We start from the raw sequence: 15,845 nt of genomic DNA, 5'->3' as shown, positions 1-15,845 counted from the left end.
GGCGGGGTAGCGCGCTCCCCCGCGGGGGGGCGCGGGGGGGTAACCCCGGGCCCCCGCCCGCGCCCGCGCGCCCCCCCCCGCGCCCGGGGGGTCCGGTGACGGGCCCGTCACCGGACCCGGCGGCGGTGCGGCGCAGTACGAGTTCCAGTGCGCGGGGGTCGCGGGAGCGCACGAGGGCCAGGAGAGCGGGCGCGGCGGTCTCGCCGTCGGTGTCCGCGTACTGGAAGAGGGTGTCGCGGAGTCCGGCGTCCGGCTCGGGGAGGTGGTCGATCCAGTGGCCGATCGTGCGCAGGCGGGCGTTGAGTGCCATGGCGTTCCTCTGGTGGGGCAGGGCCGCCGCCATGAGGGCCACCACCGCGGGTTCACGGTCCCGCCAGGTCTCGGCGATCCCCTCGGCCAGCCAGGATCCCCGTGTGCCCAGGTCTCCGGCCGCGATCCAGCGGGCGGCCACGGCGAGCGCCGCATCCGGGTCCTCGGTGAGCAGGTGCCGCAGATGATCGTCCGGGCTGGTGGTGTCCGTGCCCGGCCAGGGGAACGCGTCGTCCCCCGGGTCGGGTTCGGCGCCGTCCTCGGCGATCACGCCCACCAGGTCGGACGGGTACGGTGGCCCGGACCGGGCGAGGGCGAGACCGGCAGCCGCCAGCCTGACCTCGGCCAGCGGGCTGTCGAGTGCCGCCTCCTCCTCCCGCCCGTACCGGGACAGGGCGACCAGCGCGTCCGCCCGCACCGCCGGGACGGGATCACCGGCGTACACCTCCTCGACCCGCGCCACGGCAGCGGCCCGCCCTTCCGCCGTCAGCAGCCCGGCCGGGGCGGCGACCACCCGCAGCGCTGCGCGCCGCACGGCCCGGTCCGGGTCCCCGAGGCAGGGCAGCAGCTCGGGGAGCACCCGGCAGAGCTCGGCGCAGATCGCGGCGACCGGGGTGTCCGCCCAATGGGGCAGTTCGACGTCCGCCGGGTCGTGGTCGGCGAGCACGGCGAGCAGCATCAGGACCTCGCTGCGCTTGGCCGGTGCGTGCCACACGGCGTGGGCGAGGAAGGGCACGGCGGGCGCCGACGCGGCGTAGACCGTGCCCTGGTGGTGGATGTTGCCGTACAGCTCGTAGAGGGCCTCGCCGGCCGTCTCCTCGTCGTCCTCGTAGAGTGCCGCGATCAGCTCGGGTACGTCCTCGGCGGAGCCGTACGCGTGGGTCAGGGCGTGCCACTGGACGTGGTCCAGCTCGGCCGGCGGTCGCATGGGCTGTTCTCCTCCGCTGATCAGGTGTGCTGACCGTACCGGCCGTCGCTGACAAGGGCCGCGGCGGCCCGGTCGGGTCCGGTGGACCTGCGCTGGCGGTACTCCACCGTGAGGGTGGGGCGGGGTGAGGTGGCGAGGAAGACGTACGCGGTCGACGGTTGCGGGGAGGCGAAGCGGAGGCGGAGTTGGGTGGTGCCGGTGCGGTCGAGGGCGGCCAGGGCGGCGGGGGACAGGTCCGTGGACGTCTGGGTGCCGGAGGAGAAAGCGGGTATCTCGGCGGCGGCGGGGACGGACGCGGGGGCGGACCAGTCGGCCGTTTCGGTGGTGCAGGAGGCGCCGAAGCAGCCGGTACGGAGGTCCAGCAGGAGGCGGTTGCCGGCCGGGGAGGTCCACGGGTCGCCGGAGCCGCTGGCGCGGGCGACCGTCAGGTACGCCCGGACCACCTCCTTCCCGGAGGGGATGCGGGAGGTTTCGAAGGAGAGCAGGGTGCGGTTGTCCTTGCCGTCGCTGCCGCGGCCGAGGGCCAGGCCGGAAACGGTCTCCAGGGTGCCGAGCGCCGCACCGGAGCCGTCGGGGGCGGCCTTCACGTAGCCGTCCTGGGCGTCGAGGGAGGGGAGGGCGAGGGTGGTCGTCGAGGACGGCGGCTCCGTACCGCCGCCCGCGCCGCCGAGGGCGCGGACCATGTTCATGATGGCCTCGATCTGCTTGCCGCCGTGCCGGGCGTACGCGGAGTCGCCGAGGTAGCCCCACCAGTTCCAGCATCCGTTGGGGTTGTCGAGGGTGGTGGTCGGCGCGGCCTGCGGGTAGAGGACGAGGAAGTGGTTGGTGTCCGCGTACTCGTCGAGGTAAGCGGTGTCCATGAACCTCGTGCCGAAGCCCTGGTACGAGTACCCCTGCTTGCAGCCGTGCAGGGCGACGAGCAGGCGGCAGGGGGTGGTGGTGCCGGCGCAGGCGGCGGGCTCGTAGAGGAAGCCGCTGCCGTCCATGGAGACGGCGGATGCGGAGCCGCCGGGGACGTAGCGGTTCTGGTCGAAGCGCACGAGCGTGCCGGTGGGGGCCGGGGCGGGGTCGTTCACGGGTCCGGTGAGGTGGCCGAGCAGGTCGCGCTCGGCGTCGATGCCGCAGTCGTTGACGTACGGGCTCTGGGTGACGGTGCACGGGTTCGGCCCGAGGGGGCTGATCCACGCGTGTCCGGCGCCGGTCGTGTGGTCGTACCGCACGCGCGCGCCGAAGCGGCCGTAGTACGAGGCCAGGGCGTCGGCCACGGGCCGTTCGACGGTCGCGTCCCCCGCTCCGCTGAAGAGGTAGACGGGGTCGCCGGAGAGGTTGGCGACGGGGTCGACCAGACCTTGGGCGGACCAGTCGCGGGTGGTGCGTTCGAGGGCGTCGAGCCGGAGGTCCTGGTACGTCTGCATGCACGCGTACTGGGCCCGGTAGAGGTCGCCCTGTGCGCAGCCGTACGGTCCGGCCGCGAAGACGGCGGATCCGGCGAACGTGCCGGAGTACGCCACGTGGAGCTGCGTCGCCATGTAGCCGCCGGAGGAGACCCCGGCGGTGTAGGCGGCACTGATGGAGTGCGGTTTCAGCTCGCCGGGGGTGGGCGCCGGCGCCGCGGCGGGGGCTGCGGCTGCGGTCGGGACTTGGGTCACCGCAGCGAGCAGCAGTATCACAGCCATCCGGCGCAGCCACCGGACGCGGGGCTTTTGCTTCAAGGGGGCCTCCTCGGTGGGTGGGGATCTCCCGGGAGGCTAGGACCGAGCGTGACCGCCCGCCATGTGCCGGGCAGCCACAACGGGGCGGTTGGCTATGGGGGTTCAGACACGGGCAGTGACGGCTGCCCGGGCGCTGCGGCTCTCCGCGACCCGGCGCGGGGCCCGGCTCGCGCGGCCGCTATCGGCGCAGCAGGCCGTGGACAGGGGATTCCGTGCGGTACGGGGGCCCATGACGGGCGCGCTTTCGTCGTGGGTGAGTTCGCCGCCGACGCCGTGCTGCACGGACGCGTTCCCGGACGCGACTTCGAGCTGCACCTCCGGCGTGCCCGCGGCCGGGTCCGCGTCGAGGTCTCCGGGATCCATCCGCAACGGCCGCCCTGCTGCTGCCGGCGGCCGTCGACGTCGCGGGCGGTCAAGGTCGTACTCGTCGAGGCGGTCGCGCTGCGGTGGAGCGTACGGGACCGGAACCGCAACGGGCCGGGCAGGACGGCCCCGGCCGAGTGGGAGTCACCCGGTTGTAGACCTACCCGCTGCGGGTGGCGAGGTACACGTACACGGCGAACAGCCCCGTGACACACAGGAGGACCGCCCAGGAGGCGGCGCCCGTGTGACGCCCGGTCCGGCGGGCGTCACGGCGGCCGCGTATGCGTAGGCGGCGGGGCCCGGCGGGGTGCCCGCCGTGCTCCCGGTGGACGGTCGGGGCCGCGGTCTCGGCAAGGAGGCGGCGGCACAGGGCCGCGAGGCCGGGCGTGCCGGCGGCCGGGTCCGCCACGGCCTCGCAGCGGGCCGGTGCCGTGGTGCCGCCGGGCAGGATACGGCCGGCCCGGACGAGCAGTTCGCCGTTGACGCCCGTCGGGGCCAGGCTGATCCATCGCTCGACGTGGTCCCCGCGGATCACCACCCCGCCCGACCTCTCCCGGTACACGGTGTGCTCCCGCCACAACAGGACGGCCAGTTCCGCCGCGGTCTCCCTCAGTCGTGCGCTCATGTCTCCCCACCCCCGGCACTGCACCAACAGTCGGACGGAACTGTAACGGTGGGCGCCGACAGTCCCCGTCGTGGGTGCGCGGTCCCGGGCCTCCGGCACCGTGCGCCCGCGCGGGGTGCCCCGGGCGAGCGGGCTGTGGGTGGTGCGGACGACGAGTCCCTGATGGACCCCAAGCAGGGCCCGTTCGCCGCCTGCTCGCCCAAGGGACATACTCGACTGGCCGGGTTCGCCGGTCGTGCCTATGCGGAGCTGGGTCTCGTCGAGGCCGGTGACTGCCATTGGTTCCCGCTCGGGCAGGGCTGGAATCAGCGGTCCTCGACTGCTGATTCGGTACGCGAGTTGCGCTGCGCCAGGGGTGGCCACCTTCGCGGGCTCTGCTCCCCAGCGCCAGCGAGCGACCTCGTGGGCTACGAGTCGTGGCTGGAGCGGGACCGGTTGATCCTGCTGGACCGCGAGCCCGAGGTGATCGGGATGGCCTCGCAACCGGACGGCACCGCCGACCGCATCAGCCCCAGGGTGTAAACCCGTGGGCCGATGCTGTACGGGAGGGGCACGTGACAGCGTTGCCCTGTGCCCAAGGACTGGCCGTCGCGGCACAGTTGACGATTCGTCACCAGGGGAGGGCCCATGACCACCACGCCGTTCATCAGCCGGAAGGGCATGACGCGCCGCAGCATACTGGGAGCCGCGCTGGCCGCCGGGGCCGCCGTGCCGCTTGCCACCGCTGCCGGCCCCGCGTGGGCCGACCCGGCCGCTGACGCCCCCGCCGCGACGCGGCTCATGCTGCCCGTGCCGACCGGGCCGCATCCGGTGGGCACGGTCCAGCTGCACCTCGTCGACCGGTCGCGTCCGGACGACATCGCGGGCCCCGGGCACTTCCGCGAGCTGATGGCCACCGTCTGGTACCCCGCCCGGGACGTCCAGCGGTACCCGGTGGCGCCCTGGATGCCGGCCGGCGCATTTCACGCGTTCCTCGCCGACGTCGGGTTCAGCGATCTGGCCTCCCTGGGGCCGCTCACTGCCGGCCACGTGGGCGCTCCGGTGCAGCGAACGGGCCGACGGCTGCCCGTCGTCGTGTTCTCGCACGGCGCGCACAGCCACCAGGGCGACCACACCGTCATGGTCCAAGAGCTCGCCAGCCACGGATATGCGGCTGTGACGATAGCTCACCAGTACGACACGTACACGCTCGTGATACCCGGCCGGGGCGTGGCCAGATAGGCGCTGTAGTCCTCGGGGTCGAGCAGTTTCTGCAGGATCGCCAGCATGTGGAACCACTCGTAGCCGACTTCTCCGTAGTCGGTGTCCACGAAGCGGCCCGCGGCGACGTCGGACAGCCGGTTTTTGGTGAACTCGATGGTGATCCGGCGTATCGGATCGGTCGCGCTCAGGCGGCGTACGGCCCCGGCCAGGCGGTGGACGGCGGAGCTGTTGGCGTAGACGTTGTTGACCACGACGCGGGCGTCGGGGTATTCGGCGAGCGTCCGAGCAAGGGCGGCGAGTTCCGAGGGGATCACCGCCGGTTTCTCGAGCAGGACCCGTGCTGCGGAAGCACGGGTGAGGATCTGCCGGAGCGTGTGCAGATGCAGCCGGGTCGGCGTCGAGACGACCCAGGCGTCGATCTGTGCCACCAGTGTGTCCGGCACCTCGCGGACGTCCCGAAAGTCTGCTTCTGACCGACGGTCGACGGTGACCGTCCGGTGGCCGGCCGCACGCAGGTTACCGACGTGGAGGCCACCTATCCGGCCGACCCCAATGATCGCGACTCTCATCCCCGCTTCACCTGAGGGAAGTCCCCTGAGCGACCGAGTCGCTCAGCGTGTGCTGTGTGGTGAACAGGCAGAATTGCGGTGCTTTGCCCGTGCCCGCGGCCGTGGCCAGTTCGACTAGTTCGACGGGACGCACGGTCAGCTCATGCAGCCGCACCGCCTGGCTCAACGCGACGCGCACTTCTTCGGCAGTACGGGCCCCGTCCGCCGGGTCGACAGGGACGATGAGCACCTCCAGCCGGCCGGCCTCCTCCTGGCGTACCTGCCAGCGGTGCAGCGGCATGCGGTCCAGGACGGCACGCACCGGTTTGACGTTGACCAGCGTGTCGTCTGCGTCCGCGATCAGTGCACGCTTGCGGCCGACGAGGCCGGTGATGCGGGCATGAGGACGCCCGCAGGGACACGGCTCGCGCATCAGCCGCCCCCCGTCGCCGGGGCGGTAGCGCAGCAGCGACATCGCGCGGTTCGTCAGGGAGCTGATCAGGATCTGGGAGTCGTCGTCAACTGAAACCGCGAGTCGCTCCTCCTCCACGTGGTAGGTGCCGAGGCTCTGCGGACACTCCCACCCCACTCTGCCGAACTCCTGTAGTCCGTACTGGTCGTAGTGGGGGCAGCCGAAGACCTGGGTAATCGTCTCGCGAGTACCGGCGTCGAAGCTGTCTCCATGGGTGAAGACCGCCGACAAGCGCGGAAGACGCAGCGTTCCCTCGCTCTGCCGCAACGCGGCCAGCAGCGCTTCGAGCGGCTGTCCCCACAGAATGTCGGGTTTGAAGTCCGCGCACAGGCGCTCCAGATGGCTGGTGTCCCGCGAGGAGAGGGACGACACGTTGATGCGCAGCACCAGGGCGCCCCCCAGGTAGTGCATCGTCTCGAAGGCCACAGGCGCGTGGGCCGGGTCGGCAGTGGCGCGGATCACGCGAAGCCCGGGACTCAGTCCGTAGGCTGCGAGAAAGCGCAGGTTGGTGGCAGCCGATTCGGTGAGCCGAGAGTCGTCGTGAGTCGTCGTGAGTGATCTGCACAGGGACCCGGTGGTACCCGAGGTGTGTACCCGCAACTCGTCCCAGGCGTCGACCAGTCCGGTCGTGACCGCCTCGGGCCGGTGGCGCAACACGTCCTTCTCCAGGACCGGAAGACAGGACAGGACAGACTCCGCCCGTTCCGGCAGGATCCGTGTGACCGCCAGGTACGGGGAGAAGTAGGAGGTGCGGGCGGCGCGGCGCAGAGCGCCGGCGAGCCGCTCGCGCCGGATTGCCTCCATCATCTCCCGGTCGAACTCGCCGGGCAGATACACCGTCTGAAAAAGCCGCCACCCTTCACCCACTGCCGCCGCAGTGCGCAAGCTGGCGTTGTGCCACCAGTGGTGACCAGTCATGGTCTCTCCGTCGTTCTCGATACCGGGCACGGAGGGGCGGGCTCGCCGGACGGCAGCGCCCTGGAGGGCGGGCCGGGTGCGGACCTTCGAACGAAGGCCCGCACCCGGCCGTGTCAACGCCGACTCAGGCGGCCTCCTTCAGGGTGATGTTCATCGAATTCACCTCCTCCGGCTCATCGAGAGGGCTTCTCCCTCGACGTCACAAAGCTTCGCCTCCGCCGATCCGCAATCGATCTACGCACGTCCCGCGTGTGATACACGCCGCCAAGGCCGACTGCTGTCGGACGGTGGTGAGCGTGGCCAGGGGGAGACTGCTGCTACGAGGTGCCTGGCACGGTCCGAAGCCGTCCAGCTGCAACCGCGACCTCGGAGATCTGCTGGGCCGCGGCGATCGGACGAGCACCAGCTGTGCGGTCCGGTGCTTCAGGGCCAGGAACTGCCGGCGGGCGCTGCTGTACCTGCGCAACCACACCCTGTTCCTGTCGCAGTTCAACGACGGCTGGAAAAGCGGCTGCCAAGGGCTGCACGCCTCTGGGTGAGCAGCCAGACCGGTGCTCGCTGAAGGGCGGCTGACGTGCGTCGAGCCCGGCGCAGCGTCGCACGGCGCAACGCGCTCGGCATCACCGCCGGCCTGTTCGGCGACCAGGCTCATCGTGAGAGCGCAGGCCCTGGAGAACAGCTACAAGGGAGCCGAAGCCGGCGGAGGCGACCATGTCGGTGGGGTCCTCGCCGGGCTCCAGGAGGTGCGGCGGCCTCACCCGTCAGTAGGGGTACGAGTCGGCCATTCGCCTCCCATCCGCGGAAGTCGAGGGCTGGCTCGGAGTACGGTGGGCGCCCGTTGACAGCCCTGCGGAAGGAGGCCGGTGCCGGCTGAGGCCGGCCCGGACGACATGTCGTACTCGACGAAGCGCACTCCCCGTGGTGGCCTGCGTGTCGCAGCCACCGCCACTGCCACCGCAATTGCCGTCGGCGGACTTCTGCTCACGCCTGCCGCGGCAACTGCCGTACCTTCCGATCCGTGCCGATGCGCCGCCCTGCAGCGGGATCTCGACGCCTACCGCCGCGGTGAGGTCCAGTACTTCATCGACCCCATCCCCGCGTGGACGGAGCAGGCGGCGCGGCACGGGTGCAAAATCCCCGGCCTCGACCGGCCCGGGTCCGTTCACGGTCTCCCCGACGACACGGCGTTGGTTGCCGGCGGCGGCCATGGACATGTAGTCCGTCCAGCGTAGAGCGTGAAGCCACGCCCCGTGGCCAGCTGATGACCGACAGTCAGATATCTGCGACCCGCCTCAGTTGCAGCACACCGTCGGGCAGCTGTCGGCCTGTGCCGGTGGGCCGGGTGGGTGGCCGTGCCGTGGGCAGGAGTTCGAGGCGCTCGCAGCGCCAGCCGGCGGCCTCGAAGGCGCCGAGGTCGGGGAGGCCGTGCATGGTCAGGGCCGTTCCGGCGGCGCGGGCGGCGGCGGTGAGGGTGCGTGCGGAGGCCGGGGAGAGGACGTCGCAGATCCATGCGCTGCCGGCGCCGGCCGCGTCGCCCGCCGCGCCGGCCAGGGCGCGGACCTGGCCCGCGGTGAGGTAGGTGAGCAGTCCCTCGGCCACGAGGAGGGTTCTGCGGCCCGCTGTGCGGGGCCGTAGGAGCCCGGCGAGGGCGGTGGGTTCGCGGAGGTCGCAGCGCAGCCGTTCCACCGGGACGGGTGCTGTTGCGGCGGGCAGCAGGCGGTCCTTGAGGTCGAGGACGGGGGCGCAGTCGATCTCGACCACCCGACAGGAGCCGGGCCAGTTTAGGCGGTGGGTGCGGGCGTCGAACCCGGCGCCGAGGTTGACGCAGACGTCCCAGGGCTCGGCCGGGAGCAGCTCGGACAGCATGCGGTCGACCGCGAGGGCGCGGGCGATGACGACGGACGTTCCCGCGGTGTGCCGGGTGATGCGGACGATGGAGTCCGGGCAGTGGCGGGCGAAGCGGTCGGCATAAGGGTCGCGCAGCGCGCTGTCCGGCTCGGCCGTCGCGCGGGCCCGGGCGAGCACGGTGAGGTAGGCGGTGGCGGGGACCTGCTCGGCGAGCGGCGGGTGGGCGGCCGGCACCGTTACTCCCACCGGAACAGTCGTGAGGCGGTCGCGGTGCCCACGGCGACCACGCCGGCGAGGACGCCCAGGTCGAGGGCGACGTCGGCGGCGCCGTCCAGCCAGGCGTGCTGGAGCAGCTCGACCGCGTAGGTCGCGGGCAGCGCGGCGCTGATGGTCTTCATGGCTTCCGGGAAGATCTGCAGGGGGATGGTCGCCCCCGAGAGGAAGATCATGGGGAAGTAGACCAGGTTGGCGATGGCCACCGCTGCCCGCTCGGACCGTGCGACCGCGGCCACCACGCCTCCGAGCGCGTACATGGCGAGGGCGGAGAGGACCAGGGCCCCGGCCGTCGCGGCGGCCGCCGCGGGGGAGGCCGGCAGGTGGAGGCCGAAGAACAGGTACCCGGCGGCGACCAGGAGCAGGGCGCCGAGCAGACTCAGCGCGAGGTTGACCAGCGCCTGGGCGATGAGGAAGGCGGACGCGTCGACCGGCGTCGCGCGGAAGCGCTTGAGCACCTTGCGGTCGCGGTACTCGGCGAGGCCGAGCGGAAAGCTCATCAGTCCGGTGACGGCGACCACCAGGACCAGGTAGGCGGGCACCGACATGTCCACCGTCCCGCGGCCGTCGAACTGCTCGGACGGCTCGTTGCCGTAGATCCCGCCGAACATGCAGAGCATCAGCACCGGGAAGGCGAGGGCGAAGAAGACCGGGGCGAAGTTCCGCCTCATCCGCCGCCACTCGAACCGTACGATCGGCCACAGCGTCGACATCTCAGGCCTCTTCCTTTGCGGCGGTGGCGCCGACCAGCCGCAGATAGGCGTCCTCGAAGGTCGGGGTACGACGGCTCACCGCCGACGGCGGGAGTCCGGCGTGCGCCAGCAGGCGCACGATGCGGTCGTAGTCGGCGGGGTAGCTGCCGGCGAACTCCAACCGGTCCGTCGCGCCGGGCAGCCGGGTCAGCCCGAGGCCGCCGAGCCTCTCCTCGATCCCGGCGGGCCGGCCGGTGCCCGTGCCCAGGTCCCCGAGGTCGACCACGAAGGTGGACGGGCCTGCGTGCGCCTCGGTCAGCCGCACCGGCGCGTCGAGCGCGACGAGCTCCCCGGACCGCAGCACGCCCACACGGCTGCAGAGCGCCTCGACCTCGTCCATCGCGTGCGAGGTGAGCAGCACCGCGACGCCGCGGGCGGCGAGGTCGAGGACCGAGCGCCACGTCTCCCGGCGCTGGTGCGGGTCGAGGCCGGTGGTGAGTTCGTCGAGGATGACCAGGCGGACGTCGCCGATCTGGGCGAGGGCCAGGGCCAGCCGCTGGCGCATGCCGCCGGAGAGGTCGGCGATCAGGCTGCGGCGGCGGTCGGCGAGGCCGAAGGCTTCCAGCAGCGCAGCCGCGGAGCCGGGCGCCCGGTAGATCGCCTCGTAGAGGTCACACAGCTCACCGACCCGGGCCCGGCTGGGGAACTGGGACTCCTGGAGCTGCATGCCGAGCAGCCGGGTGACCGCGTCGCGGTCGCGGCGGGGGTCGTGGCCGCAGACCGTGACCGCGCCGCTGCGGACGGGCCGCAGGCCGCCGACCGCCTCGACGATCGAGGTCTTCCCCGCCCCGTTCGGCCCGACGAGCCCGAACACCTCCCCGGGGAGGATCCGGAACGAGACGTCGCGGACGGCGACGAACGTGCCGTAGGCGACGGTCAGACGGTCGGCGTGCACGACGGCGCCGTGCCCCGGCCCGGGTGCCGGTTCCGATGCGGCCGTCGCCGGGTCGGCGGATGGCTGGTCGGTGGTCACAGGCTGAGCCTCCCGGGGGCCGTGCGCGCTCCCGGGGTCGGGGAGGCGCTGAGGTTGGTGTAGAAGCCGGCGAACGACATGTGCAGCACCAGGGCGGGCAGCACGCCGCCGGTGGCGGTGGTCAGCAAGCCGCCGACCACGCCGAGGACGAGGCTGGAGGCGCCCAGCACGTACGCCTGGGTGCGGGTGGAGACCAAGGCGACCTGACCGGCCGCGAACAGGCAGGTGCTGAACGCCAGGGCGAAGGCGGGGCCGCTGCCCAGTGCCCCGAGCCCCAGCAGGATCACCCCGCGGAAGAGCACTTCCTCGAACAGCGCCGCGGCCGCCGGGACGATCCACCGGTAGTGCCGGGGCAGGGCGAGGATCGAGGCGATCCACTGGATGCGGGCGATCTCGCCGGGGACGTCCGCCCGCGGGTCGACCCGGTAGAGCAGCGACACGCAGAGGACGGTGGCGCTGGAGGTGCCGAGGACCGCCAGCACCAGGGCGAGCGCCGTCCCGGGTGCGGGGACGCCGAACACCTGGTGGAACGCGAGCGGCGTGGACGCCAGCAGCACCGCCAGGGCCACGGTGCCCAGCACCAGGTACACGACGGTGCCGAACACCGCGAAGGCCGCCTCCGGGCGCAGCCCCGTCCGGCCGGCGAGCCACAGTGCCGTCCGCCGCCGGCGTGCCGGATCGTTGAACGGCAGCCGGTACAGGGCCAGCCAGACGGCGACCACGGCGGTGGTGAGCGCGGTGAAGGCGGGCACGCTCATCCGGCCACCTCCTTTCCACCGGCCGGCCGGGCGCCGTGCTCCTGACGGACGGCCAGTGCGAAGACCACTCCGTTCTGGGCGAGGTGCGCGACCAGCGGCACCGCCAGGCTGCCCGACACCACCATGAGCAGCCCGAAGACCGCCCCGGACAGTGTCTTCTGCGCCACTGCGAGCCCGCCGAAGAACAGGTGTCCCACCGCGTAGGCCACGGCGGCCGCCGCGACCGCGACACCGGCCGGCAGGTGCAGGCGCTCGTGCAGGACACCGATCCACAGGCCCCGGTACAGCAACTCCTCGGCGACCGCGGTGGCCAGAACGGCTGCCGCGTACCCGCCGCCCACCGCGCCGCCGCCGCGGTGCACCGCGAGCCGTGGCCGGCCCGTCCCGTCCAGCAGCCGGGGCACCGCGCCGACCGCGAACTCCGCGCCGACCAGCGCCGCGCCGACCAGCGCCGCGGCCGGCAGCCAGAGCGCGCCGGTCCGCCAGCCGGTCAGCGTGTCCGGGACGAAGCCGCCGTCGGCTGCGACGGCGAGGGCCGCCGCGGTCACCACCAGGTAGGCGGCGGGGGCGCCCAGCAGCCCGCGGCGGGCGGCCCGTCCCCGGTCCGAGCCCGCCTTCGCCGCGGGGCCGAACGCCGTCGCGACGCGGATCAGTTCGGCGGGCGCGACGGTGGCCACCAGTACCAGCAGCTCAAGGGAGCGGGTGTGGGACCACATGGGTCACACCCCCATGCTCTCGCATCCGGGGATGGCCCTTCGGCGGGAACCCGGGCAGGCACATGCTCAGCAGCTCCGGGGCGACTGCCCGGACGACCCGCCACGGGGTGTCGGCCAGCTCCGGCGGAGTGAAGTCCAGGTAGCCTGCGAACTCGCTGACGCCCGCGAGGTCCGCCAGCAGCCGGCAGATCGCCGCCGTGTCGTCGTCGGCGTAGCCCGGCAGTCCGGCGAAGCCGATCCGCCCGTCCACGCGGCTCTCCACCGCGGTGAGCTTGCGCTCCGCCTCCCCGGGGGCGGCGAACCACAGCACGTTGGTGTCCAGGTCGGTGTACGCCGAACTCGTCTGCGCGAAGTGCACGTTGGGCAGGTCGAAAATCGTGCTGAACATGCCGATCCCGAGGATCGCGGTCGCCTCCGACGCGCCGCGCAGCAGCGCCCGTCGCGGGTCCGGGTCGGCCTGCAGCCCGAACGCGATGTAGGGCAGCTTCCCGTCCCGGCGCACCAGGGTCACCCCGATGTTCGGCAACGGCAGCTCCGGCCGGGTCAGCAGGCTCGCCCGCACCTCGTACGGCCCGCCCGGGGCCAGCCCGGCCGCTGCGAGCAGCTCGCGGCCGTCCGCGTCCAGGTCGATCAGCGGCGCCTTGGCCCCGGTGTACCAGTTGAGGATGAAGGCGTCGATCTGCACGGCTTCGACGAGTGCGCCGAGCAGCGCCTTGTCGAGCGACACATGGGCCGCGGTCCCGGTCGAGAAGGACGGGGTGAACAGCTTGTCGGCCGCGCTCGGGTTGCTCCGGAAGCCGAGGAAGACCAGCTGCGCCGGCAGGTACACCTCCTCCCCGGGCCGGGTGAGCGACGGGCAGGCGATCCATGCGATCACGTCGTCGTCGGCCGGCGGCTCCGGCGAGTACCGGTGCATCATCCGGGCGAGCTGCCGCTGCTGCTCGGCGTCGAAGATGCCCAGCAGCTCCGGCGGCAGGCACCGGTGCCGGGAGGACAGCGAACGGTAGGAGGCGTACTCGATCCGGTCCGCGAACAGCGGCATCGCCATGATCGCCGCGTAGCGCTCCACCGCCTCGCCGGTGAGCCGGGTCACCGCCTCTTCGTTGGTCGAGCCGTAGCCGGCCAGGTGGTACTGCATCTGCATGTGCGGGTCGTCCAGCGCCAGCCGGTGGTACTGCGGCATCGCCGCCGTGGCCGAGCGCAGGTACGGCTCGCCCTCCACCGCGGCGACCGAGACCAGCATGCCGGGAAGGATCCCGCCCTGGTTGCCGCCGATCCGCCCGTACCGGGCGAGCGCGTCGCCCATCCCGGGGTGGCCCAGGATCGGGATGCCGCTCATCGGCCCCCTCCGAGCGCCTCGCGCACATGCCGGTCGACGATCACCCGGCTGCTGAAGTTGATCTCCCGTACGACGTCCCGGGCGACGTGGCCGCAGGCCGGACAGGTGCCGATCCGCAGCACGTCCTGCGCCTGGATCTCGTACGTCGGCAGGTAGATGCTCAGCGCCCGGCCCAGGAAGCGCGAGGTGCCGAGCGAGCGCAGAAGCACCGCCTCGTTCACCAGATGGGCGCAGATCAGCGACTCCACGCCGCTCGCCCGCCCCGTGCCGCCGGGTGCTGTGGCCCCGACCATGGTGTGGTAGCCGATGTGGTCCTCCAGCCGGGCCAGCGAGCGCTGTTCGAAGCACTCCAGACAGCCGGTGCGCGGACTGTCCGCCCCCACGACGGTCGCGAACGGGCCGTCGACGAGACCGACCACCACCGGCTTCTCCAGGTGGCAGGCAAGGCGGTTGAGGCTGCGCAGTGCCAGGATCGAGGCCTGTCCGAGGTGGACCACCAGCGAGTCGCAGTGCTCCACCGTGGCGCTCAGCCGCTTCAGCGAGTCCGCCGCGGTCAGTCCCCCCATCCCGGAGGTCAGGTCGGCGCCGTGCAGCCCGTCCAGGAAGTCCGCCGGCAGCAGCTCCAGCGGCAGGCCCAGGGCCTCGGCCTGGCCGGCCACATACGCGGCGGCGCTGGGCGAGTCCGCCGCGAACGCGACCGTCGCCTCGGCCGACTCTCCGGCGCCGTACAGGTCCAGATTGCCGAGCAGCGCCCGGGCCATGTCCCCGCCGCGTTCTGATGCGCGGTCGTACGCGAGGAACCCGGCCTGCCGCAGCTCGGTGACCGCCAGCTGCAGATTGGCCCGCTCGACCGGCGTCAGACCGGCGGCGTCCGCGAACGTCCCGTTGGCCGCCTTGCCCGCCGCCAGCGTCTCGAACAGAGCGGTCATCGCGGCCCGGACCGCGGGCGACTCCGCCCGCAGGTCGACGTTCACCTCGGAGAAGTTCCAGATCCCCCAGCGCAGCCGGATGACCCCCGGCTCCACCGCGAGCAGCCGGACCGACGTCGCCAGGACGACTCTTGAATCGGAGGGCGCAAGGGCCATGGCTCAGGCCTCTCCGTGTCCGAGGAGCGTCAGGTGGACCACGTGGCGCGACGTGCCGTCGCAACCGAGTGTCCGTTCCAGCGTCTGCTTGTCGTACCCGCCCTGGTCGCAGCCGATCAGGCCCATCGAGGTCCGGGCCAGGTGCACGTTCTGCGAGATGCCGCCGACCTCGATCAGCGCGAACACCAACCCGCTGTCCCCGTACTTCTGCGAGTTGGCGTACAGGTCGTAGACGTACACCAGGGCCAGGGCGACCTTGTCGACCTCCACGTCCGCCGTCCGCAGCTGCCGGCCCAACTCGACCGGCTGCGGTGTCGGCCGGTACGGGAAGAGGGTGTGGCTGTGCGGCTGGTACTCGTACGCGCCGGGGGCGAGGCCCTTCACGTGCTGGGCGAGCACCGCCAGCCGGACCGGGTACAACCCGCCGCCCGAGGGCGCGTTGCGCAACGCCACAGCGGCATCGCCGTCCTGGGCCGTCGGCACCGGCAGACTGCCCGACACCCCTTGCGCGTGCCACAGCACCGTGGCCAGCTCCTCCAGCGACACCGGCTTCCCCGAGAAACCCCGGCCGCTGCGCCGGGTGCTGACCGTGTCCGTCAGGCCGCTGCGCAGCCGCCGGTGCGACGGCAGGGCGATCGCCCCGTCCACCCGCTCCTCCAGGTCGCTGTGCGCACTGGAGAGGACGGCGTCGTGACCGTAGAACCTCGACACTCCCAGCTGCATCCCGAGATCCCGCCCACTGCGACGGTGGTTGAGCAGCAACTCCTCACCCAGGAAGCCGTGCACGGCCGGACTCCACCGGCCACGTACCACCGACTCCGGCGCCCGCACCACCGTCGTCGCGCTGTACATCGACACGGAGGTGTGCTGCTGACCGAAGGCCGCCACCGTCGCCATATGGCTGCTGCGGTCCAGGTAGTCGGAAACGGCTTCCTGCGAGTCCTTCAGTGACATCTCGGCCTTTCCTTCGACGGGGGCGTGCGACGGGGCCTTTCGGGACGACGGCTCTGCGCGATGCGGCGC

At 72.5% G+C, this 15,845-nt stretch carries 15 protein-coding genes and 1 pseudogene; 2 read left to right on the top strand and 14 right to left on the bottom strand.

Features of this window, described 5'->3' with window-relative positions:
* From ABTY04_RS28630 to ABTY04_RS28615, 4 genes and pseudogenes are all read right to left on the bottom strand, one after another.
* A pseudogene (locus ABTY04_RS28630) lies at positions 1 to 1,237 on the bottom strand (hypothetical protein); the annotation flags it as partial.
* A gap of 20 nt (positions 1,238 to 1,257) precedes the next feature.
* Positions 1,258 to 2,949: an extracellular catalytic domain type 2 short-chain-length polyhydroxyalkanoate depolymerase gene (locus tag ABTY04_RS28625; protein ID WP_352216283.1), complete on the bottom strand. Its 1,692-nt coding sequence runs from the start codon at positions 2,947 to 2,949 to the stop codon at positions 1,258 to 1,260.
* Between the two features lie 102 nt (positions 2,950 to 3,051).
* The gene (locus tag ABTY04_RS28620; protein WP_352216282.1) at positions 3,052 to 3,312 is read right to left on the bottom strand and encodes a hypothetical protein; all 261 of its coding nucleotides are present in this window, start codon (positions 3,310 to 3,312) and stop codon (positions 3,052 to 3,054) included.
* Between the two features lie 160 nt (positions 3,313 to 3,472).
* A complete protein-coding gene (locus ABTY04_RS28615; protein WP_352216281.1) occupies positions 3,473 to 3,937 on the bottom strand; it encodes a hypothetical protein in 465 nt (154 codons plus the stop codon).
* 135 nt (positions 3,938 to 4,072) lie between these two features.
* On the opposite strand from ABTY04_RS28615, the gene ABTY04_RS28610 reads away from it, so the two are divergent.
* The gene (locus ABTY04_RS28610) at positions 4,073 to 4,459 is read left to right on the top strand and encodes a hypothetical protein (RefSeq protein ID WP_352216289.1); all 387 of its coding nucleotides are present in this window, start codon (positions 4,073 to 4,075) and stop codon (positions 4,457 to 4,459) included.
* Positions 4,460 to 4,564: 105 nt separating this feature from the next.
* Positions 4,565 to 5,158 (top strand): alpha/beta hydrolase, encoded by a 594-nt coding sequence (locus ABTY04_RS28605; RefSeq protein WP_352216280.1) that lies wholly within the window; start codon positions 4,565 to 4,567, stop codon positions 5,156 to 5,158.
* On the opposite strand, the gene ABTY04_RS28600 is transcribed toward ABTY04_RS28605, so the two are convergent.
* From ABTY04_RS28600 to ABTY04_RS28555, 10 genes are all read right to left on the bottom strand, one after another.
* Positions 5,104 to 5,709, bottom strand: coding sequence for a Gfo/Idh/MocA family oxidoreductase (locus ABTY04_RS28600; RefSeq protein ID WP_352216279.1), 606 nt, complete (start codon positions 5,707 to 5,709; stop codon positions 5,104 to 5,106). The two genes, ABTY04_RS28605 and ABTY04_RS28600, sit on opposite strands and share 55 nt — an antisense overlap.
* A gap of 7 nt (positions 5,710 to 5,716) precedes the next feature.
* On the bottom strand, positions 5,717 to 7,078 hold the full coding sequence (locus ABTY04_RS28595; protein ID WP_352216278.1) for a phenylacetate--CoA ligase family protein: 1,362 nt from the start codon (positions 7,076 to 7,078) through the stop codon (positions 5,717 to 5,719).
* A gap of 1,272 nt (positions 7,079 to 8,350) precedes the next feature.
* On the bottom strand, positions 8,351 to 9,172 hold the full coding sequence (locus tag ABTY04_RS28590) for a class I SAM-dependent methyltransferase (protein WP_352216277.1): 822 nt from the start codon (positions 9,170 to 9,172) through the stop codon (positions 8,351 to 8,353).
* Positions 9,163 to 9,912, bottom strand: coding sequence for an ABC transporter permease (locus tag ABTY04_RS28585; protein WP_352216276.1), 750 nt, complete (start codon positions 9,910 to 9,912; stop codon positions 9,163 to 9,165). Before ABTY04_RS28585 ends, ABTY04_RS28590 begins: the two co-directional genes overlap by 10 nt.
* Before the next feature lies 1 nt (position 9,913).
* Positions 9,914 to 10,924, bottom strand: a complete 1,011-nt coding sequence (locus ABTY04_RS28580) for an ABC transporter ATP-binding protein (protein WP_352216275.1) — start codon at positions 10,922 to 10,924, stop codon at positions 9,914 to 9,916.
* Complete coding sequence (locus ABTY04_RS28575; protein ID WP_352216274.1) at positions 10,921 to 11,682, bottom strand: CPBP family glutamic-type intramembrane protease; 762 nt, start codon at positions 11,680 to 11,682, stop codon at positions 10,921 to 10,923. Before ABTY04_RS28575 ends, ABTY04_RS28580 begins: the two co-directional genes overlap by 4 nt.
* Complete coding sequence (locus ABTY04_RS28570; protein WP_352216273.1) at positions 11,679 to 12,398, bottom strand: CPBP family glutamic-type intramembrane protease; 720 nt, start codon at positions 12,396 to 12,398, stop codon at positions 11,679 to 11,681. Before ABTY04_RS28570 ends, ABTY04_RS28575 begins: the two co-directional genes overlap by 4 nt.
* Positions 12,373 to 13,737 carry a YcaO-like family protein gene (locus ABTY04_RS28565; RefSeq protein ID WP_352216272.1) on the bottom strand — a complete coding sequence of 455 codons (1,365 nt, stop codon included), beginning with the start codon at positions 13,735 to 13,737 and terminating at the stop codon, positions 12,373 to 12,375. The genes ABTY04_RS28570 and ABTY04_RS28565 overlap by 26 nt, the downstream gene beginning before the upstream one ends.
* Positions 13,734 to 14,822, bottom strand: coding sequence for a hypothetical protein (locus ABTY04_RS28560; protein WP_352216271.1), 1,089 nt, complete (start codon positions 14,820 to 14,822; stop codon positions 13,734 to 13,736). The genes ABTY04_RS28565 and ABTY04_RS28560 overlap by 4 nt, the downstream gene beginning before the upstream one ends.
* A gap of 3 nt (positions 14,823 to 14,825) precedes the next feature.
* Positions 14,826 to 15,776, bottom strand: a complete 951-nt coding sequence (locus ABTY04_RS28555) for a SagB/ThcOx family dehydrogenase (protein WP_352216270.1) — start codon at positions 15,774 to 15,776, stop codon at positions 14,826 to 14,828.
* Positions 15,777 to 15,845 lie beyond the last annotated feature (69 nt).

This window comes from Streptomyces sp. NPDC097981 (genome assembly GCF_040302565.1).
Lineage (GTDB): Bacteria > Actinomycetota > Actinomycetes > Streptomycetales > Streptomycetaceae > Streptomyces.
This window is presented reverse-complemented; position numbering and strand designations above follow the sequence as displayed.